Source organism: Achromobacter sp. HZ34 (assembly GCF_002209485.1).
Classification (GTDB): Bacteria; Pseudomonadota; Gammaproteobacteria; order Burkholderiales; family Burkholderiaceae_B; genus Bordetella_C.
Genome location: NZ_NJIX01000004.1, coordinates 160,941 through 184,235 on the forward strand (window position 1 = coordinate 160,941; position 23,295 = coordinate 184,235).

Below are 23,295 nucleotides of genomic sequence, written 5' to 3' on the forward strand. Positions count from 1 at the left end.
ATGTCAGGTCAGCAGCGCGGCGACCAGGCCGCCGGACGAGGCGGGAGCTTCGTCGAAATTCAGCGCCTGCTCGACATGATCCAGGTGTGCGGCCATCAGGGCGCACGCGCTGTCGACGTCGCCCTTGCGTGCCACGCGCAGGAATTCACGATGCTCGTCCGAGGAGCACACGGCATCCAGGGTCGACTGGTAGAAGGCCGTGATGACAGAACTGCGCGCCGACAGGTCACGCAGCATTTCGGTGAGTACCGCATTGCCGGCGACTTCGGCCAGCAGCAGGTGGAAGTCGGCCAGCAGGTGATTGCGCAGCGGTACGTCCTCGCCGGCGGCCGCCTTGCGTTCTTCCTTCAGGTGCTGCTCGATGCGGCGATAGTCCGCGGGCGTCGCACGCGCCACGAACTCACGCACCATCGCGGCTTCCAGGACGCGCCGTACGGCGAAGAGGTCGCGCGCTTCCTCGGCGCTGGGCTTGCTGACGAAAGCGCCTTTGTCCGGGATGGTGGTAATCAGCTTGTCCTTGGCCAGCATCAGCAGCGCCGCGCGTATCTTCGTGCGGCTGACACCATAGGCGCGCGCCAGTGCTTCTTCCCGCAGACGCGTGCCGGGCGGCAGCCGATGGGTGGTGATGGCGCGGGCGATGTCGGCGGCGATGTCCTCGCCATTCATGTCCGATGCGGGGGGAGTTTCTTTTTTCATGACAGCCTGTTTCCTGACTCGGCAAGTCTACCGACAAATTTGCCACACCGGTATTGAATACAAAAATTACATGCATTAAAGTCGGCGCATGAATACAGCCTCCCTCCACGCCGCCCTGTCGTCCTTCATCGAGCAGGGGCACGCGGCCCAGATCGAATTCCTGCGCGAAGTGGTTCGCGTGCCGTCGGACAATCCCGCGGGCGACTGCGCGCCGCTGGGCCGGCGCACGCAGGCGTTGCTGACGGCCCTGGGCCTGGAGGTCGAGGCGTTGCCGGTGCCGGAGACGCAGGTGCTGGCCACCGGCATGCAGTCGGCCATCAATCTGATTGTGCGCAAGCGCTTCGGCGAGGGCGGCCCGGTGGTCGCCTTGAACGCGCATGGCGACGTGGTGCCGCCCGGACAGGGCTGGACCCATGATCCCTATGGCGGCGACATCGTGCAGGACCCGCAACATGGTCCGGTGATGTATGGCCGCGGCGTGGCCGTGTCGAAGTCGGATTTCGCGACGTATACGTGGGCACTGCTGGCCTTGCTGGACGCGCAGCGCCAGGGCGTGCCGTTGCGTGGCACGGTGGAGCTGCATCTGACGTTCGACGAAGAAGTCGGTGGCGAAATCGGGCCGCGCTATCTGCTCGAAGGCGGCTACAGCAAGCCCGACTACGCGATTTCCGCGGGCTTTGCCTACGGCATCACGTCGGCCCACAACGGCTGCCTGCACGTCGAGGTGGCGGTGCGCGGCCAGCAGGCGCATGCGGCCATGCCCGCCACCGGCGTGGATGCGCTGGAAGCGGCCACGCACGTGCTGGGCCGGCTTTATGCCTTCCGCGAGGACCTGGCGCAACGCAAGTCGGCCACGCCGGGCATCGGCGCGCCGACCTTGAACGTGGGCTTGATCGCGGGCGGCATCAATACCAATGTGGTGCCCGACCTGGTGACCTTCCGCATCGACCGCCGCATGATTCCCGAAGAAGCCGGACACGACGTGGAAGGCGAACTGCGCGCGCTGGTGGATGCGGCGATGGCACAGCGTCCCGGCGCGACGGCGACCGTGCGGCGCATCATGCAGGCTGAACCGCTGGTACCGCTGGCGGGCTCGGATCGGCTGATCGAACCGCTACGCAAGCATGCGCAAGCCATCATGGGCAGCGATATTCCCGTGCAGGGCGTGCCGCTCTATACCGATGCGCGCCACTACACCCATCACGGTGTGCCCACCGTCCTGTACGGCGCCGGGCCGCGTACGCTGATGGAAGCGCGCGGGCATAACACGGACGAGAACCTGCGCCTGGACGATCTGCTGAAGGCCACCAAGGTGGTGGCCTTGACCCTGGCGGATCTGCTGTCCGCGTGATATTCACGCCGCCAGGCAGGCCTGGGTTCGACCTGGTGCCTGCCCTGCGGACCTGCTGCAATGCCGGCTTGCGCCGGCTATCCCGGCGCCGTCAGATCGAGACGGCCAGTTCCTGCAGGAAGCTGGCGGTAACCTGCGCCGCCAACTGCGCATCTTCGGCGGTGATGATTTCCAGCGGGTTGTGACTGATGCCGCCATTGCCGCAGCGGACGAACAGCATGCTCATCGACGCGGCCTGGCCCACCATCATGGCGTCATGGCCCGCGCCCGAGGGCAACTCATAGACTTCGGCGCCGTGTGCCGCGACGGCCTTGGCCCACAGTGCCTGTTCGGCCGGCGCGCAGGCCGACGCGGTCTTGCGCATGACTTCGTCCGTCTCGCAGCGCACGCCACGGCGTTGGCAGATGGCTTCGATGCGGGCTTCGATGTCCGCCAGGGCGGCGTCGCGCATGGGGTCTTGCGGCGCGCGCAGGTCCAGCGACAGGCGGCAGGCGCCCGGCACGACGTTCACGGAGGCATTCAATACCTGCAAGGTACCGACCGTGCCAACCAGGCCCGGTACGCTGGCGCAGCGTTGCTCGACGTAGAGGATGATCTCGGCGGCGGCGCAGGCTGCGTCGTGGCGCATGTCCATGGGCGTGGTGCCGGCGTGGCTGGCCAGGCCGGTGAGGGTAAGGATGCGGCGGACGCCGCCATTGATGGCGGTGACGATGCCCAGGGGCAGGCCGCGGTCCAGCAGGACGGGGCCTTGCTCGATATGCACTTCGAAGTAATGTTTGATGCGGGCGACGTCGGTGGCGCAGTGGGTGCTTTGCGCCGGGTCCAGGCCGGCGGCGGCGATGGCCGCGCGCATGCTGATGCCGTCGGCGTCGGTCTTTTCCAGGGCGGTGTCGTCGAAGCGGCCGATGTAGGCGGAGGAGCCCAGGAAGGTGCTGCCGAAGCGCAGGCCTTCTTCTTCGGAGAAGGCAACGACTTCCAGGTCGTAGGGCAGGCGCCGGCCCTGGGCGTGCAGGTCGGCGACGATGGCCATGGGCAACAGGATGCCCAGGCGGCCGTCGTACTTGCCGCCATCGCGCACGGTGTCGTAGTGGCTGCCGGTCGAGACGATGCGGGGTTGTGCTGCCGCGGGGTCGGCGCGGTATACGCCGATGACATTGCCCACGGCGTCATGGCGGACTTCATCGAAGCCGGATGCGCGCATCCAGGTGTCGAGTTGCGCGGCCACCGCGCGGTGCGCGGGGGTCATGTAGGCGCATGTCAGCGTGCCGGGGTGATCGGTGTGGGTGGCCAGGTCGGCGGACCAGGCCATGATGCGATTGCCAAGCGTAGGGGAAGTATTCATGCGCGGTACTTTACCTGCACCTAGGATTGCTTTGGGAATCTGTACCCGAGGTTTCGCGTACGTCCCTGACCGTGACTGACGATTCTCGGTTTCGGGACGGTGCAGGGACTTCAGTTGCCGTGGATCAATCCACCTCGGCGCCGGATACGCGCACGGCATCGCCCCATTTCTTGACTTCGGTGGCGATGAACGCGCCCGTTTCCGTCGGGCTCATGGGCATGGGCTCGGCACCGCGGTCGCGCAGGAATTGCGCCATGGCGTCGCTGTTCAGGACACCCTGGATGCGCTTGTTGAGGTCGTCGACGATGGCCGCCGGCGTGCCCTTGGGCGCCAGGATGGCGGCCCAGCCTATGGCTTCGAAATTGGGGTAGCCGGTTTCGGCCACGGTGGGGACGTCGGGCAACTGCGGCAGGCGCTTGGCCGTGGTCACCGCCAGGGCAGTGGCTTTGCCGCTCTTGACGTGCGGCAGGCCCGCGGTCACCGAATCCACCATCAAGGGCACCTGGTTGCCCAGGAAGTCCGCCTGCGCTGGGCCGCTACCCTTGTAGGGGATGTGACGGATGTCAACCTTGGCGGCGGCCTTGAACATTTCGGCCGACAAATGCTGGGTGCCGCCAATGCCGGCGCTGGCATAGGCCAGCGCACCGGGCTGGGCGCGCGCCTTCTTGACCAGGTCCTGCATGCTGGTGATGCCCGACTGCGGGTTCGCCAGGAACATCAGGGGCACGGAGAAGACGCCGGAGACGGGCGCGAAATCGTCCGCCAGGCTGTAGTCCAGCTTCTTGTACAAGGTCTGGTTGACGGCCGCGGCACTGCCGGCAATCACCAGCGTGTAGCCATCCGGCGTCGAGCGGGCCGCCTGGGCCATGCCGATGTTGCTGCCGGCACCGGCGCGGTTGTCGACGATGATGGTCTGCCCCAGCTGCTGCCCCAGCTTTTCAGCCAGCGCGCGCGCGAAGATGTCGGTGGCCTGCCCGGGCGGGAAGGGGACGATCAGGCGGATGGCGTGGTCGGGATATTCGGCATGCGCCGAGAAAGCGGCCGCGGCCAAGGTGGTGGCGGCAATGATTTTTTTGAGCATGATCGAGGGGACTCAGGAAATTCAGGGGACGCTGCAAGGGCCCAGTGTCTCGTGGCGGCGACGGTGGCGCCGGTCCGGGCATTATTTGTCTCGGGTTTTGACGAAAGCAGCCGCTTTTGACGAAAGCCGTCATCCCAGGGTGCTAAATTTACCCTTTTTGCCCGCTGGCGTGCCCGGCGGGGTGTCCTTCCCCTTCAGGAACCGTCATGGACTTCAACCAGTACAACGTCAACACCCTCATGGAAATCACTTCCCGCCCGGACCTGGTGTTCGTGCGCGGTCAAGGTTCCTGGCTGGAGGACAATACTGGTAAGCGATATCTGGATTTCATCCAGGGCTGGGCCGTGAACTGCCTGGGCCACAGCGCCCCGGAAATGGTCCGCGCCGTCAATGAACAGGCTGGCAAGCTGCTGAATCCGTCGCCCGCCTTCTTCAATGAGCCGTCGTTGCAACTGGCCCAGCGCCTGACGCAGTCGTCCGTGTTCGACCGTGTGTTCTTCGCCAACAGCGGCGCGGAGGCCAATGAAGGCGCCATCAAGCTGGCGCGCAAATGGGGCCGCGTCAATCGCAACGGCGCCTACAAGATCATCACCATGGACCACGGCTTCCATGGCCGCACCATCGCCACCATGTCGGCATCCGGCAAGCCGGGCTGGGACACGATGTTCGCGCCCCAGGTCGACGGGTTCCCCAAGGCCGACCTGAACGACCTGGATTCCGTGCGCAAGCTGATCGACGCGCAAACCGTGGCGATCATGCTGGAACCGATCCAGGGCGAAGGCGGTGTGATTCCCGCGACCAAGGAATTCTTGCAAGGGCTGCGCAAGCTGGCCGACGAGCACGGCATCCTGCTGATCGTCGACGAAGTGCAGACCGGCATGGGCCGTACGGGCACCATGTACGCCTATCAGCAAGCGGGCATCACCCCGGACATCATGACGCTGGGCAAGGGCATCGGCGGCGGCGTGCCGCTGGCCGCGCTGCTGGCGCGCCAGGACGTCAGCGTGTTTTCGCACGGTGAACAGGGTGGTACGTACAACGGCAATCCGCTGATGACGGCGGTGGGTGTGGCCGTGTTCGACGCGCTGGCCGCGCCGGGCTTCCTGGAGTCGGTGCAGGCCCGTGGGCGCCAGCTGTCCGAAGGCCTGCTGGCCTTGTCCGCCAAGTGGGGCATGCAAGGTGAACGCGGCGCCGGCCTGTTGCGCGCGCTGATCATGGACCGCGATGATGGTCCCGCCATCGTCGATGCGGCCCGCAAGCTGAATCCTGAAGGCCTGCTGCTGAACGCGCCGCGTGGCAACCTGCTGCGCTTCATGCCCGCGCTGAACGTCACGGAGCAGGAAATCGACAGCATGCTGAAGACGCTGGACGGCCTGATCACCGCCATCCGCAAGTAATTCGTCATTCGCCTTGGCGAATGCAGTGAAAAGGGCGCCGTTCAAAATGACGGCGCCCTTTTTGTTTTGCATGTTCGGGTGATTTGAAAATCATCGTGCCGCCCCCCTCGAAGGGGGCGGCACATATGGTCGATTAGTTTAATGGGGGACCCCCCATCGCCCCCTTTCTGGGCTATCGCCCCTCGAGGCCAGAGTCGGTGTTTGCTGCCGTATATCCGCCTGGGTAGCTGGTGTTCTTACGCCAGTGCGATCAGTACGGCGCCCTCGCTGACCTGGTCGCCGATGGCGTGGAAGATTTCGGTGACTTCGCCGTCGGTGCCGGCGGTGATGGTGTGTTCCATCTTCATCGCTTCCATCACCAGCAAGGGCTGGCCCTTCTCCACCTTGTCGCCGGCGGCGACGTGGATCGCGATGATCTTGCCGGGCATCGGCGCGCTCATGTCGCCGGCGTGGTCGCCTGCCTCTTCGCCGGCATGGGCCAAGGGGTCATTGCGCACCAGGACATGGGTGGCGCCATCCAGGAAGACATACGCCGATTCCCCCTCCAGCAGGACGTCGGCAGTGTAGTCGCGGCCCCCCAACTGTATGCGCACGCGCGCGCCCTTGCCTTGCCAGGAAAAGGCCTGCGCGCCGGCCGCTGCGACTTCCTCGAACGTCCAGCCGCTTTCCGTGCGTGCCACGCGTACCGTGCGCGAGGTATCCCCGTCGAGCCAGTCCAGCGCACGGTGGTAAGCGCCACCGACCCGCCACCCATCGGTGGCAGCCCAGGGATCGGGCGCGGCGTGCGCGGCGGCTATCGTCTCCTGCGTCAGGCGAGCGGCAGTCGCCAATGCCAGCGCGGCCACGGGTGTGGCGGCCGGCGCCGGCAGCAACGTGGCGCGCCGGCGTTCGATCAGCCCGGTATCCAGATCGGCCGTGGCAAACGCTTCATCCCGCATCAGCCGGCCCAGAAACGCGGCATTGGTATGCACACCGACCACGCGCGTATGTGCCAGCGCCTGGATCATGCGCGCACGCGCTTCGTCCCGATCGGCTCCGTGCACGATCAGCTTGGCGATCATCGGGTCGTAGTAAGGCGTGATGGCATCGCCCGCCCGTACCCCTCCATCCACCCGCACATCGCCGCGCGTGAAGGCCGTGTGGGCAGGCAGTGCCAGATGCGCCAGCGTACCGATGGACGGCAAAAAACCGTTGTCCGGATTCTCCGCGTACAGGCGCGCTTCGATCGCGTGCCCCTGTATCGCCAGGTCTTCCTGGCGCGCCGGCAGCGGCGCCCCAGCCGCCACGCGCAACTGCCATTCGACCAGGTCCTGGCCGGTGATGGCCTCCGTCACGGGATGCTCCACCTGCAGGCGGGTATTCATTTCCATGAAATAGAAACGCCCGTCGGGCTCGGCGATGAACTCCACCGTGCCGGCGCCGACATACCCCACCGCGCGCGCGGCGGCCACCGCGGCGGCGCCCATCTCGGCGCGGCGTTGCGGCGTCATGCCGGGCGCGGGGGCTTCCTCGATCACCTTCTGGTGGCGCCGCTGCACCGAGCAATCGCGCTCGAACAGATAGACGCACTGCCCCTGCGTGTCTGCAAAGACCTGGATCTCGATATGGCGCGGCTTCTGCAGATAGCGTTCGATCAGCACGCGATCGTCGCCGAAGCTGGCAGCCGCCTCGCGCCGGCAGGACGCCAGCGCCTCGGCGAACGCGCCCGACTGCTCCACCACGCGCATGCCCTTGCCGCCACCGCCCGCGCTGGCCTTGATCAATACCGGATAGCCGATGGCATCGGCCTGCTGGTGGAGAAAGCCGGCATCCTGGTTGTCGCCGTGATAGCCGGGCACCAGGGGCACGCCGGCTTTTTCCATCAACGACTTGGCTGCCGACTTGCTGCCCATGGCGGCGATGGCGTCCGGCGGCGGTCCGACGAAGACCAGGCCGGCGGCGGCCGCCTTGCGCGCGAACTCGGCGTTCTCCGATAGAAAGCCATAACCTGGATGGATGGCCTGCGCGCCGGAATCCAGCGCGGCCTGCAGGATGGCGTCGCCACGCAGGTAGCTGGCGCGCGGTTCCGGGCCGCCGATATGGACCGCCAGATCGCAGGCGGCCACATGGCGGGCATGCGCGTCGGCATCGGAATAGACGGCCACCGTGCGTATGCCCAGCCGGCGCGCCGTGGCGGCGATGCGGCAGGCGATTTCGCCGCGATTGGCGATCAGCAGGGTCGAGAACATACGTACTCCTGTCCGCGCTTGCGGATTCATGCTGGTTTGGATGAGAGATCCGACGTCATTTCAGGCGTCACTTCAGGCAGGCATCCGGGCGCTACATCCGGAACACGCCGAAGCGCGTGTCCTCGATGGGTGCGTTGAGCGCGGCGGACAGCCCCAGCGCCAGCACGCGACGGGTGTCCGAGGGCGCGATGATGCCGTCATCCCACAGGCGTGCCGTGGCATGCAGGGGATGTCCTTCCTGCTCGTACTGCGCGCGGATGGGTGCCTTGAAAGCCTCTTCCTCGGCCGCGGCCCAGCTGCCGCCGCGCGCCTGGATGCCGTCGCGCTTGACGGTGGCCAGCACGCTGGCGGCCTGTTCGCCACCCATCACGGAAATGCGCGCGTTGGGCCACATGAACAGCAGGCGCGGCGCGAACGCGCGGCCGCACATGCCATAGTTGCCGGCGCCGAAAGAGCCGCCGATCAGCACCGTGAACTTGGGCACGGCGGCGGTGGCGACGGCGGTGACCATCTTGGCCCCATGGCGCGCGATGCCTTCGTTCTCGTACTTGCGGCCCACCATGAAGCCGGTGATGTTCTGCAGGAACACCAGCGGGATCTTGCGCTGCGCGCACAGCTCGATGAAGTGCGCGCCCTTCTGCGCCGACTCGGAAAACAGGATGCCGTTATTGGCGACGATGCCCACGGGCATGCCGTGGATGTGGGCGAAGCCCGTCACCAGCGTGGCGCCGAAGCGCGCCTTGAATTCGTCGAAGGCGGAATCGTCGACGACGCGCGCGATGACTTCGCGCACATCGTAGGGCTTGCGCGTGTCGGCCGGGATGATGCCGTCCAGTTCCGCCGGGTCGTAGCGCGGCGGCAGTACGGACGTCAGCGCCATGTCCGGCTGCTTGCGCCGGTTCAGGCGCGCCACCGCGTCCCGCGCCAGGCGCAGGGCATGGTGGTCGTTGTTGGCCAGGTGATCGGCCACGCCCGACAGGCGGGTATGGACGTCGCCGCCGCCCAGGTCCTCGGCGCTGACCTCTTCGCCCGTCGCCGCCTTCACCAGTGGCGGGCCGCCCAGGAAGATGGTGCCCTGGTCGCGCACGATGATGGATTCGTCGCTCATGGCGGGCACGTAGGCGCCGCCGGCGGTGCAGGACCCCATCACCACCGCGATCTGCGCGATGCCTTGCGACGACATCTGCGCCTGGTTGTAGAAGATGCGGCCGAAGTGGTCGCGGTCGGGGAACACGTCGTCCTGGCGCGGCAGGTTGGCACCGCCCGAGTCGACCAGATACACGCAGGGCAGCCGGTTCTGCGCGGCGATTTCCTGCGCGCGCAGATGCTTCTTCACCGTGATCGGGTAGTAGGTGCCGCCCTTGACGGTGGCGTCGTTGCAGACGATGACGCATTCGACGCCGGCGATGCGGCCGATGCCGGTGATCAGGCCGGCGCCGGGTGCCTCGTCGCCGTACATGCCATGTGCCGCCAGCGGCGACAGTTCAAGAAACGGCGTGCCCGGGTCGAGCAACTGCTCCACGCGGTCACGGGGCAGCAGTTTGCCGCGCGCCACGTGCCTGGCGCGCGCCTGTTCGCCGCCGCCCAGGGCCGTGCGGGCCATGTGCTCGCGCACGGTGTCCAGTTGCGCGCGCATGGCGGCGGCATTGTCGGCGTATTCCTGCGAGCGCGGATTGATGCGCGATTCAATGATGGGCATGGTGGCTGGGGCCCCGCTGGCGTAACGTGGACCGGCACGCTGCGTGGGCGCGCACGGATTGAAGGGCGAATAAAGCGTGATGGATGCGGTGTGGCGGTCGGCGGGCGCGGGCCGCAAGTCAGCGGCAACATCCGCACCGACCGCCAGGAGCGGTCGCCTCTCGCGGCGGCCGCTCCTTCAGGCAGGCATCAGGCCAGGGTCTGAAACCCGGGCTCAGACCATCTCGATGGCCATGGCCACGGCTTCACCACCGCCGATGCACAGCGTGGCCACGCCGCGCTTGCCGCCCTGCTTGCGCAGCGCGCCGATCAGCGTGGTGACCAGGCGGGCGCCCGACGCGCCGATGGGATGGCCCAGCGCGGTGGCGCCGCCGTGCACGTTGACCTTGTCGTGCGGCAGGTCGAATTCCTTCATCGCGGCCATGGTGACCACGGCGAAGGCTTCGTTGATTTCATACAGGTCGACGTCGGCGGCCTTCCAGCCGGTCTTCTTGAACAGGTTGCGCAGCGCGCCCACCGGGGCGGTGGTGAACCAGTCCGGTTCCTGCGAATGCTGGGCGTGGGCGACGATGCGCGCCAGCGGCTTCACGCCCAGTTTGTCAGCGGTGGAGGCGCGCATCAGCACCATGGCGGCGGCACCGTCGGAGATCGATGCCGACGTGGCGGCGGTAACCGTGCCGTCCTTCTTGAAGGCCGGCTTCAGCGTGGGAATCTTTTCCGGCATGGCCTTTGTGGGCGCTTCGTCGGTGTCGATCACGGTGTCGCCCTTGCGGCCGGCCACGGTGACGGGGGTGATTTCCCACTTGAAGCTGCCGTCTTCGCTGGCGGCGCGGGCGCGGCGCAGCGATTCGGTGGAGAAGGCGTCCTGCTGTTCGCGCGTGAACTCATATTTGCCGGCGCATTGCTCGGCGAACACGCCCATGGCCGTGCCCTTCTGATAGGCATCTTCCAGGCCGTCCAGCGCCATGTGGTCGTAGACGGTGGAATGGCCATAGCGGTAGCCCTGGCGGCCCTTGAGCATCAGGTAGGGGGCGTTGCTCATGCTTTCCTGGCCGCCTGCCACGATGACGTCGGCGGAACCGGCCATCAGCAGGTCATGGCCCAGCATGGCGGCCTTCAGGCCCGAGCCGCAGACCTTGTGGATGGTGGAGCAGGCAACGTTCTTGGGCAGGCCGGCGCCCAGCGCGGCCTGGCGCGCTGGCGCCTGGCCCTGGCCGGCTTGCAGCACATTACCCATGATGACTTCGTCGACCTGCTCGGGCTTGATGCCCGCGCGTTCCACGGCGGCCTTGATGGTGGCGGCGCCCAGTTCATGCGCGGCCAGGCTGGAGATGCTGCCCAGCATGCCGCCCATGGGCGTGCGGGCGACGGATACGATGACGACGGGATCGGACATGATGGACTCCTGACTAAGCGGTTTCGTTGAACAGTTCGCGGCCGATCAGCATGCGGCGGATTTCACTGGTGCCGGCGCCGATTTCGTATAGTTTCGCATCGCGCCACAAGCGGCCGGTGGGGAATTCGTTGATGTAACCATTCCCGCCCAGGATTTGTACGCTCTCCCCGGCCATCCAGGTGGCTTTTTCAGCGGTATACAGGATGAGGGCTGCGCAATCCTTGCGCACCTGGCGCACGTGGCCGCTACCCAGGCGGTCCAGGTTGCGGCCGACGGCGTAGCAGAAGGCGCGGCTGGCCTGCAGCGTGGTGTAGAGATCGGCCACCTTGCCCTGGATCAGCTGGAATTCGCCGATGGCCTGGCCGAACTGCTTGCGTTCGTGGATATAGGGAACCACCACGTCCATCACCGCCTGCATGATGCCCAGCGGGCCGCCAGCGAGGACCGCGCGCTCGTAGTCCAGGCCGCTCATCAGCACCTTGACGCCGCCGTTGACTTCGCCCAGCACGTTTTCTGCCGGCACTTCGCAGTCCTGGAAGACCAGTTCGCCGGTATGGCTGCCGCGCATGCCCAGCTTGTCCAGCTTTTGCGCGACGGAGAAACCGGGGAAATCCTTTTCCACCAGGAAGGCGGTAATGCCGCGCTGATGCGCTTGCGGATCGGTCTTGGCATAGACCACCAGGACATCGGCGTCGGGGCCGTTGGTGATCCACATCTTGTTGCCGTTCAGCACGTAGCGGTCGCCTTTTTTCTCGGCGCGCAGACGCATGCTGACCACGTCGGAACCGGCGCCCGGCTCGCTCATGGCCAGCGCGCCAATGTATTCACCGGACACCAGCTTGGGCAGATAGCGGGCTTTCTGCGCGGCGGTGCCGTTGCGGTGGATCTGGTTGACGCACAGGTTGGAATGGGCGCCATAGGACAGGCCCACCGACGCGCTGGCACGCGAGATTTCTTCCATGGCGATCATGTGGGCCAGGTAGCCCATGGCAGTGCCGCCATATTCCTCGGACACCGTCATGCCCAGCACGCCCAGGTCGCCGAACTTGCGCCACAGGTCCATCGGGAATTGGTCGCTGCGGTCGATTTCCGCGGCGCGCGGGGCGATTTCCGCCTGGGCGAAATGGCGCAGGGCGTCGCGCAGCATGTCCAGGTCGGCGCCCAGATCGAAATTCAAACCAGGAAGGTCCATGTGCCTGTCTCCGAAGATCCGCCCGCCGGTCTGAAGCCAGCGGTGCCGCGTCGCGCCGGGCGACGGTGGTGATGGGGTCTCATTCAAAATCTGGCCGACCGGCTGGCATGATGCGCCACGCCGTGAGCGGCGGCAATGCTGCAGTGCATAAATCGAGGACTATATTACGTTTACGTAAACGTAATATCAAGTGGCCGAAAACCCTTGTTTCAGCGTCGCTCAGGCCTGTCCGTCCAGCAGGTCGCGGCAGGCTATCTCCTGCGTGGCGATTTCGGCGAGGGTGTCGTCGATGTCGCGCCGCTGGCCCTCCAGCTGTTCGCGATGGCGCTGCAGGATGCCCAGGTATTCGCGCAACTGCGGCGTGGTGTCGCCGGGACCGTCGTACATATCGATCAGCGTGCGTATTTCCGCCAGCAGCAGGCCCAGGCGCTTGCCCCGTAGGGCCAGCTTCAGGCGGGCGCGGTCGCGCGTGCTGTAGACGCGATTGCGGCCGTCGCGGGCAGGGCTGACGATGCCCTGGTCTTCATAGAAGCGGATGGTGCGCGGCGTGATGTCGAATTCGCGCGCGAGTTCCGAGATGGTCCAGGATGTGGTCATGGGCATTTGGCAGCTTACGTAAACGTAACTTATGATGGTCCGCAGAGGACGTCAAGCGCGGCGCCCGACAACCTGGAGACCGCGGGCATGAATCCCGATGAGCACAAGCTGAGTTATCCCTGGGGCGACGATCTGCCGCAGCCCGGCACCGCGATAGACGTAGCCGACGGGGTGCGCTGGGTCCGCATGCCCTTGCCCTTCGCCCTGGACCACATCAACTTGTGGCTGCTGCGCGACCAGATCGACGGGCGCGCGGGTTGGACCGTGGTCGATTGCGGCGTCAGCCGCGATAACGTCAAGGCGTTGTGGGAACAGGTTTTCGAGAACGCCCTGGACGGCCTGCCTGTCCTGCGCGTGCTGGTCACGCATATGCATCCGGACCATGTGGGCCTGGCCGATTGGCTGTGCAAGCGCTGGAACGCGCCGCTGTGGATGACGATGACGGACTATGCCCTGGCTTGCCTGTGGTCGCGTTCGCACGGGTCGGGCGCGGGTGGCGAGGGGGCAGTGGCGCACTTCTCGCGCCACGGCATGACCGATCCCGCGTCGCTGGAAAAGCTGCGCGAGCGCGTCGGCTATTACCCCGACCTGGTGCCGTCGGTACCCGAAAGGTTCACCCGCATCATGCATGGCGACCAGGTGCGCATCGGCGGACGCGACTGGCGCGTGATCGTGGGCTATGGCCATGCGCCGGAGCATGCGTCGTTCTACTGCGAGCAGATCGGCGTGGTCATCACCGGCGACATGGTGCTGCCGCGCATTTCGACCAACGTCAGCGTGTTCGACTATGAGCCGGATGGCAATGGCTTGCAGCGCTATCTGGATTCCCTGGACGGCTACGCGGACGTGCCGGAATCGACCCTGGTACTGCCTTCGCACGGCCGTCCTTTCAAGGGGCTGCATGAACGCATCGCCCAGCAACGGCGCCATCACGCGGACCGCCTGGCGGAAGTGCTGCAAGCTTGCGCGCAGCCATGCAGCACGGCGGACATCGTGCCCATCATGTTCAAGCGCGCGCTGGATCTGCACCAGATGACGTTCGCCATGGGCGAGGCCCTGGCGCATCTGCACATGCTGTACTACCAGGGCAAGCTGACCCGGCGCACCGACGCCGATGGCATCGTGCGCTTCCAGGCCGTGGCATAAGGGCAGGCGCTCAGGGGCAGGCGCTCAGCGTCGCCCTCGTCATCGTCATCGGCTGAAGGCCAGCCGCAGCGCCAATCCCAGGAACACCACGCCCGCGCATACGTCCAGCGCGCGCCTGGCGGTGGGAGACCGCTGCAGCATCGCGCCGGCCGCGCCCGAGCAGATGGCGATGGCGCTGAACACCAGCAGCGTGGCCAGCATGAACAGCACGCCCAGCAGCACGATCTGCGGCGCTGCCGGCCCCGCTGCCGGCACGGTGAATTGCGGCAGGAAGGCCAGGAAGAACAGCACCACCTTGGGATTGGTGAGATTCATGATGATGCCGCGCCGGTACAAGGCCCCGGCGCTGGCCGGCCTCGTCGGTGCCGGCGCGTTGGCGGGGGCCTGGGTCTTCGTCCTGTCCGCGGGGATGTCCTGCCTCGTGGCGACCGTCCCGGCGTCGGCATTTGCCGCGGTCCCGGCATTCGTCCCGTTGCCCATGTGCGGCCGCAGCACTGAACGCACCACAGAACGCAGGATCTGCCAGGCCAGATACAGCAGATAAGCCGCGCCGCACAGGCGCAACACGACCAGTGCGGTCGGCCATGCAGCCAGCAAGGCCGCCAAGCCCGCGGCCACCGCGGCCGTATGCCCCACCAGGCCGGTGCACAGGCCCAGCACCACCAGCAGTCCGGCGCGTCGACCCCACAGGGCCGACTGCATCAGGACGAACAGATTGTCAGGGCCGGGCGTAAGCGCGAGCAGCACCGCGATGCCGAAGAAGCTGAGCAGGGTATGGGTATCAGGCATGGTGACGCGATGATAGCCGCAGAGCCGGCGGTATCCACGCCATGGCCGCCGCTTTTGGCCGTGGCCGCGATCACTGGGTACTATAGGTGCCTGGTACGTGCCCGAGTCCGTGCCTCGCCGTTATAACGCCCTATAAATCCGCTACAGAAACGCCATGACTGCATCGTCTTCCAAGCATCTTCAAACGCTGTTGCAACACGTCGGTACGGCCGACTTCGATCCGGCCACCGGTTCGGCGCCCGTGGCCCTGCCTTCGATGCGGACCAGCACGGTGCGCTTCCGCGACCTGTCGGCCCTGGAGGACGCGCAGCGGCGCAAAGGCATGGGCGAGCGCGCGGTGACCTACGGCCGCATGGGCATGGACACCCATATCGCGCTGGAAGAGGCGTTCAAGCAGCTCGAAGGCGGCGAGCAGGCCTTCCTGGCGCCGTCGGGCCTGTCCGCCATCACCCTGACCTTCATGACCTTCCTGTCGGCCGGCGACCACGCGCTGGTCTCGGACAACGTCTATGGCCCCGTGCGCCTGCTCGACACGGAAGTGCTGCGCCGCATGGGGATAGAGATCACGTATTTCGCGCCCAACCGCGAAGAGATCGACAGCCTGGTGCGGCCCAATACGAAGCTGCTGTATGTGGAGTCGCCCGGCTCGCTGTTGTTCGAGATGCTGGACCTGCCGGCGCTGGCGCGCCAGGCACAGCGCCACAAGCTGGTGCTGGCGGTGGATAACACCTGGGGCTCGGGCTACATCTACCAGCCGTTGAAGCTAGGCGCGCACGTGTCCGTGGTGGCCGGCACCAAGTACGTTGGCGGGCACTCCGACCTGATGCTGGGCGCGGTAGTGGCCAGCGATGCGGAGATCGGCCTGCGCCTGAACAAAACCCAGTACGCCATGGGCTATTCCATCAGCGCCGATGACGCCTGGCTGGCCCTGCGCGGCGTGCGCACGCTGCCCGTGCGCATGGCGCAGCACGCGCGCCACGCCTTGCAGGTCTGCACGTGGCTGCAAGCGCGCGCGGAAGTGGCGCGCATCTACCATCCCGCATGGCCGTCCGACCCCGGCCACGCTTTGTGGCAACGTGATTGCACCGGATCGAACGGCATGCTGGCGGTGGCCCTGAAGTTGTCGCCGGCCCAGTCGCGCCGCTTCGTCGAAGCCCTGCGGCTGTTCGGCATCGGCTTCTCCTGGGGCGGCTATGAAAGTCTCGTGCAGCTGGTCGATGCCGGCACGCTGAAGTCGCATCGGTACTGGAGCGACGACAATGCCGCGCTGGTGCGTCTGCATATCGGCCTGGAAGCGCCGGAGGACATCATCGCCGACCTGGCGCAAGCCCTCGACGCCGCCCAAGGCTGAGCCGGCCGCCGCGGTCCTGGAAAAAAATAAGGCGCACCACGGTGCGCCTTATTTTTTCCTTCAGCCCGGTCCGTCTATTTACCGCGCGCCATCGGGATCAGCTTGTCCACTTCGGCCAAGGCGCCTTCGTAGCTGTTGCCGGCCAGCACCGGTGAGGTCAGGAACTTGCCGCCCACGCCGAACGAGGGCGTGCCGTCGATGTGGTAAGCCTCGGCCAGCTGATTCGCGCGTTGCACTTCCGTGCCCACCGTGAACGAATCGAAGACCGAATCGAACTTGGCGCGATCCACGCCCTGTTCGGCGGCCCAGTCGCCAATCGCCTTCTTGTCATACAGGCGCTTGTGATCGACATGCAGCGCGGCGAAGAACTTGGGATGCAGGTCCGAACGGCCCAGCGCTTCCAGCGTGTAGAAAAGTTGCTGCATCGGCTTCATGGCGGCGTTGAAAGCCACCGGCACCTGCTTGAGCACCACGTCCGAGGGCGCTTTCTTGACCCAGTCCAGCACCATGGGCTCCATGGCGTTGCAGTGCGGGCAGCTATAAGCAAAGAACTCCAGCACCTCGATCTTCCCCGGGGTGTCCGACGGCAAGGGCGGGTTGACCAGCACATAGGCCTGGGCGCCCGGGGCGCCCTGGGCGTGGCTGAGGGGAGCAAACAGCGTGGTGGCCGCAAGGGCGGAGACTGCCAGCAGGCGGGTGAGCAATTTGGTCATGTCGGTTGGGTTCCGGGGAGTTGAATCAGATCAGCAGGGAGTAGACCACGAATCAGACCATGGATCGCTGCCGGAGTTCCTGGCCGCGGCACGGCGCGGCCAGGGTTCGTTCATTGGCGCATGACCGCCACTTCGATTTTGCTTTCGCCCAGGCGGGCGCGGGCGCGATTCATGTCGTCCAGCTTGCTGAAAGGGCCGACTCGCACGCGGTTCAGGGGCTTGCCATTGACCTCGGCGCGCTGCACGGCCACCGGCAGGCCCAGCATGATGATGCGCGCCTTCATGGCCTCGGCTTCGTCCGAACTGCGGTAGGCCCCCGCCTGCAGGAAGTAGGTGTCCTTGCCGGTCTTGGCGTCCTTGCTGCTGGCGGTGGGCGCAGCGCTGGCCACGGCGGCGGGCGGCTTGGCCGCGGGTTTCTCGGCGGCCGGTTTGTCCGCGGGCTTGTCACGGGGCTTGTCCGCCGCTTTCTCTGCCGATTGTGCTGTCGACGGCCCCGCCCCGCTGCGTGCCGCCAGCGTATCGTTGGACGGCAGGGTGGCGATCAAGGCGCCCAGGTCGTCCGGATTCTGCGCCGGCGCGGCGCGTGGATTGGACTGGGCGCCAGGCGCGGGCGCCGGCGTGGTGGCCGTCGGCCCGCTGGGCGCCGTACCCGCCGCGCCGTCGCGGCCATACAGGCCCACATTGGGATCGGGGGCGGTACGTACGTCCGGCAGGGACTTCTGGTCGGCCTCGCGGGTGGCGCGGTCGACGAACGGCACCGGCGCGCGGGTGACGTAGAACGCCACGCCGGCGGCCACTACCAGGCCGATCAACAGCCCGGCGAGCACACCGTAGAGGGTACTGCCGCGTTCGGATTTACGTTTTGCGGCGGGTTTGCCGGCGGGTTTGCGTCTGGTGGCCATCTGGGCTCTACATGCGCTCGGGTGCCGATACACCCAGCAGGGCCAGGCCGTTGGCCAACACCTGGCGCGTGGTCGCCGCCAGTTTCAGGCGGGCACGCTTCAGTTCTACATCGTCGACCAGCACGCGCTCGGCGTTGTACCAGGCATGGAAATCGGCGGCGCAATCACGCAGCCAGAAGGCGATGTGATGCGGTGCCAGTTCCTGGGCCGCCAGCTTCACCACCTGGGGCAGCTCGGCCAGGCGCTGCATCAGCGCGAATTCCGACGGCGCCGTCAGGCGCGCCGCATCGGCCTGGGCGATGGCTTCGGCGCTTTCGCCGGACTGTCCCACCATCGTGCAGATACGGGCGTGCGCGTACTGGATGTAGTAGACCGGGTTCTCGTCGCTTTGCGAGCGTGCCAGGTCGACGTCGAAGACGAATTCGGTATCGGCGCGACGCTGGATCAGGAAGTAGCGCACGGCATCGCGGCCGACCCAGTCGATCAGGTCGCGCATGGTCACGTAGCTGCCTGCCCGCTTGGAGATCTTGACCTCTTCGCCGCCGCGCATCACCTTGACCATCTTGTGCAGCACATAGGCCGGATAGTCCTTGGGGATGCCGATTTCCAGGGCCTGCAGGCCGGCGCGCACGCGCGCCACCGTGCCGTGGTGATCGCTGCCCTGGATGTTGACCGCGCGATGGTAGCCGCGTTCCCACTTGGTGACGTGATAGGCCACGTCCGGCACGAAGTAGGTGTAGCCGCCTTCGCTCTTGCGCATGACGCGGTCTTTGTCGTCGCCGGTGCCCAGTTCGGTGGTGCGCAGCCACAGCGCGCCATCCAGCTCATAGGTATGGCCGGCGGCAACCAGCTTGTCCACGGTCTGCTCGACGCGGCCGGAGGTATACAGCGAGCTTTCCAGGAAGTAATTGTCGAACTTCAGGTCGAACGCCTGCAGGTCCAGGTCCTGCTCGCGGCGCAGATAGGCCACGGCATAGATGCGGATGTCGTCCAGGTTGTCGATCTGGCCCGAACCGACCGTCTCGGTACCGTCGGTGGCGCGCACGGCCTTGCCGTCGAGGTAGTCGCGCGCGATGTCGGCGATGTAGTCGCCCTTGTAGCCGTCGGCCGGGTAGCGGGCGTCATCCGGGCCGATGCCGCGGGCGCGCGCCTGCACGCTGATGGCCAGGTTGTGGATCTGGTTGCCGGCGTCGTTGTAATAGAACTCGCGCAGCACGTCATGGCCGCTGGCGTCATACAGGCGGCAGATGGCGTCGCCCAGCGCGGCCTGGCGCGCATGGCCCACGTGCAGCGGGCCGGTGGGATTGGCGGAGACGAACTCGACCAGGACCTTTTCGCCATTGCGCGGGGCGCGGCCGTAGTCGGTGCCCTGGGCGGCCACGGCGGCCAGCACGGCCTGGCGGGCGGCGGCGGTGTAGCGCAGGTTGATGAAACCGGGGCCCGCCACTTCAGCGCTGTCGATCAGCGCGCGCGCGGCCGGATCGGCCAGCAGCGCGTCGACGATGGACTGGGCCAGCTCACGCGGATTGCGCCGCGCCGGCTTGGCCACCTGCATGGCGACATTGGTCGCCACATCCCCGTGCGCGGCGACCTTGGGACGTTCCAGCAGGATATTGGGCTGTACGTCGGGCAGCAGGCTTGCGACGGCGGATTGAATCAGGGAGACAAGCTGTTGTTGTTGCTCGGGGAGCATGGGGACTCGGAAAGAATGAAAGATATCAAAAGGAAGGCGGCAGGCGCGGATCCGGGCCGAGGCGGGCGTCACGCCGGCAAAGCGGCTGACGGACTGTCATCGGGCAGGGCGCGCGGCCCTGGGGGACATATCGCCATCGGCTGGGTCAGGACGCACCTGGGCCCCTTTCCTGGGTACCCAGGATGATAACAGGGCGTGCGGGTTGGCAGGCTCGCCGGCTTGGGGTAGTGTTGTTCAACGTCGCCGCGCACGCGGCCCCTTTTCTGGATATGCCATGCTGATCACGTTTCGCTCGAAAGCCGGTTCGGAAGTCCTGATGTTGTCCGAGCACGCCGGTCCGCTGCTGCGCGCCGCCGGCAAATCCTTGCCCGAATCCTTTCCCGAGCGCGGTGTATTCACGCCCGAACAGCTCCAGGCTGCCATCGACGGCATCGAGAAAGCCATCGTCCAGGCTCCCGCGGTCAAGGAAGAGGACGATGATGACGACAAGCCGCCGGTGCATCCCGTGTCCAGGCCCGTGGGCCTGCAGCAGCGCGCCTATCCCTTGCTGGACCTCATGAAGAAATCCCTGGCCAAGGGCGCCACGCTTTCCTGGGAAGCCGCATCGCCCTGGTAACGCTTGATCTGGTCGCCACGGCAGCCCGGCCGGGCCGCCGGATGGGCGCATCGCCGTACTGCCGCATTGCAAGAACGCTTTACCACCCCATTCCGGGAGATCCACATGCGCTGCGACCTGACGCTGATTTTCACCCCTCGCCAGAGCCTGGACCTGACCGTCCAGGTGGAGCCCACCCCGGCGCTGGCGACCGAGGCGCGAGAGTGGTTCGAACAGACCTGGACCGCCTTGGGCTGCGAACCGCTGCGGCCGAGCGGCAAGGTCCTGTTGCTGGACAAGATCATGGGCGTGGCGGATGCCCTGGGTTACGCGGTGCTGTCCAGCGATCAGTCGCGCGCCGGCGAATATGCGCGCCAGACCGCGCTGGCGCTGGGCAAGCCGCGCATCACGGTGGATTTGCCGGGATTGTCGGTCGGTTATTGAGTGTCCATGAGGACATGATCGATGCGTGAATGTGGGATCGAGGCCTGACTTAGCCTCTTACCCCCTTACGCTCGGTCAACGCGTCAGGCGTTCATGTATCCACGCGCCGATGCTCAGCGTCTTGTGATCGTCGCCGCGTCTGCCGATCGCCTGCAAGCCGACCGGCAGGCCATGCGGACCCTGCGCGAAAGGCAGGTGCACGCAAGGAACCCCGAACATGGTCCAGACACGGCCGAACAAGGGGTCGCCGGTGCCGAGATCGGCCAGGGGCGCTTCGCCGGCGACGCTGGGCGTCAACAAAACATCAAATTCTTCGAACCAGCCGTTGGCGCGCTCATAGCGCTCGGCCGCGAGCGCCAGCTTGGCCCGATAGTCCTCGTCCGAAATGCCGGCTCCCGCATCCAGCAGGTCCAGCAGGCGCGGGCTCATCTGCCCCTCGAACCCGCTGCGTTCGTGCGCCAGCGCGTGGCAGGCCTCATAGGCCATGACGTCGGATTGCAGCTGCACCAGCGAGCAGTAGTCCGGCGGCAGCTCCACGTCGCGCACGATGGCGCCGGCGCGCGCCAGCACATCGGCGGCCTGGGCGTAGGCTTCCTTGGTTTCCGGCAGGACGTGGCGCCATTGCAGGGTGCGGTACATGCCGATGCGCGGCTTGCCGTTGAATTCCAGCTTCTGCAATTCCGGATTGCGCATCAGCACCGAGGCCACCAGACCGATGTCAGGCACCGTGCGGGCGAAGCAGCCCACGGTATCCAGTGACGCGGCCACCGGCTTGATGCCGTCGCGCGGCACCACGCCGAACGTGGGCTTGAAGCCGACCACACCGCAATAGGACGCGGGCCGCACGATGGAAGCCGCGGTCTGCGTGCCCAGGGCGAAGGGCACCATGAAATCAGCCACCGCCGCGGCCGAGCCGCTCGATGAACCGCCGGGCGTGTACGCGGGATCGACCGGATTGCGCGTGACGGGGGTCTTGTAGGTGGCGAATTCCGTGGTCACCGTCTTGCCGGCCACCAGGGCGCCGGCCTCGCGGCACAACGCCACGACTGCCGCGTCCGCCGCGGGCCGGTGATCCTTGTAGATCGACGAGCCATAAGTGGTCGGCAGGTCGCTGGTATCCATCAGGTCCTTGACGCCGAAAGGCAGGCCGTGCAGCGGACCGCGTATCGGGCCATTGTCGAGCGCCTCGGCATGGGCCAGGGCGGCATCCTTGTCCAGCGCCGCCCATGCGTGCACGGTGTCTTCGCGCTGCTCGATGCGCGCAAAACAAGCCCGCAACAGTTGCGCGGCCGTAAGCTCACGGCGTTGCAGCAGTCGAGCAGCCTCCACTGCGCTCAAGTGATTCAGAACGATTGCCATACAAAAACCTTCCCCAAAAACAAAGCCGCCGGCCGATCCAGGCACGGCGGTCGGGCATTGGACTGCCGCTGATATTTTTCTTCGCAGCAACCATTGTGCCAGTCCTGCCCATATACCGAATCCGTGTATCCCCCAAGAGCTGCTGTTGCAGCGCACATGAAATTGCCGGGTCCGAGCCCGCGCAGCGTAACCCATGGGCCTGCAATGCCTCTGTCACATGATCCCCCTAAAGTGCCGTCATGTTGAAAACGTTTTCAGCAGAAGCTTATAGCCACGGGTGTCCGGCGTGCCGCAAAAAACCTCGCAACGTCTCTCGATCATCGATATTGCCCGCGACGCCGGCGTTTCTCCCGCCACCGTGTCGCGCGCCTTCAATCGTCCCGATCTGCTGAAACCGGACACGTTGCAGCGCATCAAGGCCGTCTCCCGCGAGCACGGTTTTCGGCCCAACCGCGTAGGCAGCAGCCTGCGTTCGGGCAGCACGCGCACGCTGGGCCTGGTGCTGCCGACCCTGCGCAATCCCGTATTCGGTGAATGTTTCGAAGGTGCCGAGCAATACGCCCATGCGCATGGCTACAGCGTCATGGTGGCCTCGACCCGTTATGCGCCGGCCACCGAGGCCGATGCCGTGCAAAGCCTGATCGACCATCAGGTCGACGGCCTCATCCTGACGCTGGGTAATCCCGCGCGCAGCGCCACGCTGCGCCTGCTGGCCAGCCACGACCTGCCTTATGTGCTGGCCTATAACGAATCGTCCACGCATCCCTTCGTGTCGGTGGACAACGCCGCCGCCGCCAGCGACATGGTGAGCCTGCTGGCCGCGCGCGGACATCGCCGCATCGCCATCGTCAGCGGCCCCCTGACCGCGTCGGATCGCGCGCGCCGCCGCCTGGCGGGCGCGCGCAGCCAGGCGCGCAAGCTGGGGCTGGAAGAAGTGCTGCATCTGCCCATGGACTCGCATACCGCGGCCGACAGCGAAAAATTGCGTGAACTGCTGGCTGCGGGTAAGGGGGCCGAGGCGCCGACCGCGCTGTTCTGTTCCAACGACCTGCTGGCCGCTTCGGTCATCTCCTGCCTGCGTGGCCTGGGCCTGGCCGTACCCGCCGACATTTCGGTGTGCGGTTTCGACGGCATGACCTTCGCCAGCCTGATGGTGCCGCCGCTGACCACCATCGAACAACCCAGCCATGACATCGGCGCGCGTGCGTGCGCCAGCCTGCTGGCCTGCTTGCAGGGCGAGACGCCGCCGTCAGTGCGGTTGGCGCATCGCCTGATTTCCGGCGGCACCATTGCCGCCGCCACTTCCGTTGCTTCCTGAAGAGGAA

At 66.4% G+C, this 23,295-nt stretch carries 20 protein-coding genes; 7 read left to right on the top strand and 13 right to left on the bottom strand.

The genetic code is table 11. The features are described 5' to 3' along the window. Positions 1 to 3: 3 nt before the first annotated feature. Positions 4 to 696, bottom strand: coding sequence for a GntR family transcriptional regulator (locus CEY05_RS17240; protein WP_088596741.1), 693 nt, complete (start codon positions 694 to 696; stop codon positions 4 to 6). Between the two features lie 88 nt (positions 697 to 784). Here CEY05_RS17240 and CEY05_RS17245 point away from each other — a divergent pair, with 88 nt between their 5' ends. Then, complete coding sequence (locus CEY05_RS17245) at positions 785 to 2,047, top strand: M20/M25/M40 family metallo-hydrolase (protein WP_088596742.1); 1,263 nt, start codon at positions 785 to 787, stop codon at positions 2,045 to 2,047. A gap of 91 nt (positions 2,048 to 2,138) precedes the next feature. Here the strand turns inward: CEY05_RS17245 and CEY05_RS17250 are convergent, their stop codons facing one another. Beyond that, positions 2,139 to 3,389: a hydantoinase/carbamoylase family amidase gene (locus CEY05_RS17250; protein ID WP_088596743.1), complete on the bottom strand. Its 1,251-nt coding sequence runs from the start codon at positions 3,387 to 3,389 to the stop codon at positions 2,139 to 2,141. Positions 3,390 to 3,513: 124 nt separating this feature from the next. After that, complete coding sequence (locus tag CEY05_RS17255; protein ID WP_088596744.1) at positions 3,514 to 4,470, bottom strand: tripartite tricarboxylate transporter substrate binding protein; 957 nt, start codon at positions 4,468 to 4,470, stop codon at positions 3,514 to 3,516. Positions 4,471 to 4,676: 206 nt separating this feature from the next. Between CEY05_RS17255 and CEY05_RS17260 the strand changes: the two genes are divergently transcribed. Further along, positions 4,677 to 5,867: an acetylornithine transaminase gene (locus CEY05_RS17260; RefSeq protein WP_088596745.1), complete on the top strand. Its 1,191-nt coding sequence runs from the start codon at positions 4,677 to 4,679 to the stop codon at positions 5,865 to 5,867. Positions 5,868 to 6,103: 236 nt separating this feature from the next. On the opposite strand, the gene CEY05_RS17265 is transcribed toward CEY05_RS17260, so the two are convergent. The 5 genes from CEY05_RS17265 to CEY05_RS17285 all read right to left on the bottom strand — a co-directional run bounded on the left by CEY05_RS17265 (position 6,104) and on the right by CEY05_RS17285 (position 12,984). Then, positions 6,104 to 8,095 carry an acetyl/propionyl/methylcrotonyl-CoA carboxylase subunit alpha gene (locus tag CEY05_RS17265; RefSeq protein WP_088596746.1) on the bottom strand — a complete coding sequence of 664 codons (1,992 nt, stop codon included), beginning with the start codon at positions 8,093 to 8,095 and terminating at the stop codon, positions 6,104 to 6,106. A gap of 91 nt (positions 8,096 to 8,186) precedes the next feature. Beyond that, on the bottom strand, positions 8,187 to 9,794 hold the full coding sequence (locus CEY05_RS17270) for a carboxyl transferase domain-containing protein (protein WP_088597625.1): 1,608 nt from the start codon (positions 9,792 to 9,794) through the stop codon (positions 8,187 to 8,189). Positions 9,795 to 10,007: 213 nt separating this feature from the next. Then, a complete protein-coding gene (locus tag CEY05_RS17275) occupies positions 10,008 to 11,189 on the bottom strand; it encodes an acetyl-CoA C-acetyltransferase (RefSeq protein WP_088596747.1) in 1,182 nt (393 codons plus the stop codon). A gap of 13 nt (positions 11,190 to 11,202) precedes the next feature. Beyond that, positions 11,203 to 12,381 (bottom strand): isovaleryl-CoA dehydrogenase, encoded by a 1,179-nt coding sequence (locus CEY05_RS17280; protein WP_088596748.1) that lies wholly within the window; start codon positions 12,379 to 12,381, stop codon positions 11,203 to 11,205. A gap of 219 nt (positions 12,382 to 12,600) precedes the next feature. Then, the gene (locus CEY05_RS17285; RefSeq protein WP_088596749.1) at positions 12,601 to 12,984 is read right to left on the bottom strand and encodes a MerR family DNA-binding transcriptional regulator; all 384 of its coding nucleotides are present in this window, start codon (positions 12,982 to 12,984) and stop codon (positions 12,601 to 12,603) included. A gap of 81 nt (positions 12,985 to 13,065) precedes the next feature. Between CEY05_RS17285 and CEY05_RS17290 the strand changes: the two genes are divergently transcribed. After that, entirely contained in the window at positions 13,066 to 14,124 is a 1,059-nt protein-coding gene (locus CEY05_RS17290; RefSeq protein WP_088596750.1) for an MBL fold metallo-hydrolase, read from the top strand. A gap of 45 nt (positions 14,125 to 14,169) precedes the next feature. Here CEY05_RS17290 and CEY05_RS17295 read toward each other — a convergent pair whose 3' ends face one another. Next, positions 14,170 to 14,913 carry a LysE family translocator gene (locus tag CEY05_RS17295; protein ID WP_088596751.1) on the bottom strand — a complete coding sequence of 248 codons (744 nt, stop codon included), beginning with the start codon at positions 14,911 to 14,913 and terminating at the stop codon, positions 14,170 to 14,172. 154 nt (positions 14,914 to 15,067) lie between these two features. Here CEY05_RS17295 and metC point away from each other — a divergent pair, with 154 nt between their 5' ends. Beyond that, a complete protein-coding gene (metC, locus tag CEY05_RS17300; RefSeq protein ID WP_088596752.1) occupies positions 15,068 to 16,264 on the top strand; it encodes a cystathionine beta-lyase in 1,197 nt (398 codons plus the stop codon). Positions 16,265 to 16,338: 74 nt separating this feature from the next. Here metC and CEY05_RS17305 read toward each other — a convergent pair whose 3' ends face one another. From CEY05_RS17305 to argS, 3 genes are all read right to left on the bottom strand, one after another. Next, positions 16,339 to 16,977, bottom strand: coding sequence for a thiol:disulfide interchange protein DsbA/DsbL (locus CEY05_RS17305; protein WP_088596753.1), 639 nt, complete (start codon positions 16,975 to 16,977; stop codon positions 16,339 to 16,341). Positions 16,978 to 17,087: 110 nt separating this feature from the next. After that, positions 17,088 to 17,879, bottom strand: a complete 792-nt coding sequence (locus CEY05_RS17310) for an SPOR domain-containing protein (RefSeq protein WP_088596754.1) — start codon at positions 17,877 to 17,879, stop codon at positions 17,088 to 17,090. Between the two features lie 7 nt (positions 17,880 to 17,886). Continuing rightward, the gene (gene argS, locus CEY05_RS17315) at positions 17,887 to 19,572 is read right to left on the bottom strand and encodes an arginine--tRNA ligase (RefSeq protein ID WP_088596755.1); all 1,686 of its coding nucleotides are present in this window, start codon (positions 19,570 to 19,572) and stop codon (positions 17,887 to 17,889) included. A gap of 274 nt (positions 19,573 to 19,846) precedes the next feature. Between argS and CEY05_RS17320 the strand changes: the two genes are divergently transcribed. Continuing rightward, positions 19,847 to 20,188: a DUF1840 domain-containing protein gene (locus tag CEY05_RS17320; RefSeq protein WP_088596756.1), complete on the top strand. Its 342-nt coding sequence runs from the start codon at positions 19,847 to 19,849 to the stop codon at positions 20,186 to 20,188. Positions 20,189 to 20,293: 105 nt separating this feature from the next. Then, positions 20,294 to 20,611 (top strand): hypothetical protein, encoded by a 318-nt coding sequence (locus CEY05_RS17325; RefSeq protein WP_088596757.1) that lies wholly within the window; start codon positions 20,294 to 20,296, stop codon positions 20,609 to 20,611. A 75-nt stretch (positions 20,612 to 20,686) separates the two neighbouring features. Here CEY05_RS17325 and CEY05_RS17330 read toward each other — a convergent pair whose 3' ends face one another. Then, positions 20,687 to 21,970: an amidase gene (locus tag CEY05_RS17330; RefSeq protein WP_088596758.1), complete on the bottom strand. Its 1,284-nt coding sequence runs from the start codon at positions 21,968 to 21,970 to the stop codon at positions 20,687 to 20,689. A gap of 286 nt (positions 21,971 to 22,256) precedes the next feature. Here CEY05_RS17330 and CEY05_RS17335 point away from each other — a divergent pair, with 286 nt between their 5' ends. Continuing rightward, positions 22,257 to 23,288: a LacI family DNA-binding transcriptional regulator gene (locus tag CEY05_RS17335; protein ID WP_088597626.1), complete on the top strand. Its 1,032-nt coding sequence runs from the start codon at positions 22,257 to 22,259 to the stop codon at positions 23,286 to 23,288. Positions 23,289 to 23,295: the final 7 nt, after the last annotated feature.

What these genes read in the sequence shown, in the direction of transcription:
- CEY05_RS17305 (WP_088596753.1), bottom strand. Translation starts at nt 16,977, where the DNA reads ATGACCAAATTGCTCACCCGCCTGCTGGCAGTCTCCGCCCTTGCGGCC.
- CEY05_RS17265 (WP_088596746.1), bottom strand. Translation starts at nt 8,095, where the DNA reads ATGTTCTCGACCCTGCTGATCGCCAATCGCGGCGAAATCGCCTGCCGC.
- CEY05_RS17290 (WP_088596750.1), top strand. Translation starts at nt 13,066, where the DNA reads ATGAATCCCGATGAGCACAAGCTGAGTTATCCCTGGGGCGACGATCTG.
- metC (WP_088596752.1), top strand. Translation starts at nt 15,068, where the DNA reads ATGACTGCATCGTCTTCCAAGCATCTTCAAACGCTGTTGCAACACGTC.
- CEY05_RS17275 (WP_088596747.1), bottom strand. Translation starts at nt 11,189, where the DNA reads ATGTCCGATCCCGTCGTCATCGTATCCGTCGCCCGCACGCCCATGGGC.
- CEY05_RS17270 (WP_088597625.1), bottom strand. Translation starts at nt 9,794, where the DNA reads ATGCCCATCATTGAATCGCGCATCAATCCGCGCTCGCAGGAATACGCC.
- CEY05_RS17250 (WP_088596743.1), bottom strand. Translation starts at nt 3,389, where the DNA reads ATGAATACTTCCCCTACGCTTGGCAATCGCATCATGGCCTGGTCCGCC.
- CEY05_RS17330 (WP_088596758.1), bottom strand. Translation starts at nt 21,970, where the DNA reads ATGGCAATCGTTCTGAATCACTTGAGCGCAGTGGAGGCTGCTCGACTG.
- CEY05_RS17310 (WP_088596754.1), bottom strand. Translation starts at nt 17,879, where the DNA reads ATGGCCACCAGACGCAAACCCGCCGGCAAACCCGCCGCAAAACGTAAA.
- CEY05_RS17240 (WP_088596741.1), bottom strand. Translation starts at nt 696, where the DNA reads ATGAAAAAAGAAACTCCCCCCGCATCGGACATGAATGGCGAGGACATC.
- CEY05_RS17245 (WP_088596742.1), top strand. Translation starts at nt 785, where the DNA reads ATGAATACAGCCTCCCTCCACGCCGCCCTGTCGTCCTTCATCGAGCAG.
- CEY05_RS17325 (WP_088596757.1), top strand. Translation starts at nt 20,294, where the DNA reads ATGCGCTGCGACCTGACGCTGATTTTCACCCCTCGCCAGAGCCTGGAC.
- CEY05_RS17295 (WP_088596751.1), bottom strand. Translation starts at nt 14,913, where the DNA reads ATGCCTGATACCCATACCCTGCTCAGCTTCTTCGGCATCGCGGTGCTG.
- CEY05_RS17255 (WP_088596744.1), bottom strand. Translation starts at nt 4,470, where the DNA reads ATGCTCAAAAAAATCATTGCCGCCACCACCTTGGCCGCGGCCGCTTTC.
- CEY05_RS17285 (WP_088596749.1), bottom strand. Translation starts at nt 12,984, where the DNA reads ATGCCCATGACCACATCCTGGACCATCTCGGAACTCGCGCGCGAATTC.
- CEY05_RS17280 (WP_088596748.1), bottom strand. Translation starts at nt 12,381, where the DNA reads ATGGACCTTCCTGGTTTGAATTTCGATCTGGGCGCCGACCTGGACATG.
- CEY05_RS17260 (WP_088596745.1), top strand. Translation starts at nt 4,677, where the DNA reads ATGGACTTCAACCAGTACAACGTCAACACCCTCATGGAAATCACTTCC.
- argS (WP_088596755.1), bottom strand. Translation starts at nt 19,572, where the DNA reads ATGCTCCCCGAGCAACAACAACAGCTTGTCTCCCTGATTCAATCCGCC.
- CEY05_RS17320 (WP_088596756.1), top strand. Translation starts at nt 19,847, where the DNA reads ATGCTGATCACGTTTCGCTCGAAAGCCGGTTCGGAAGTCCTGATGTTG.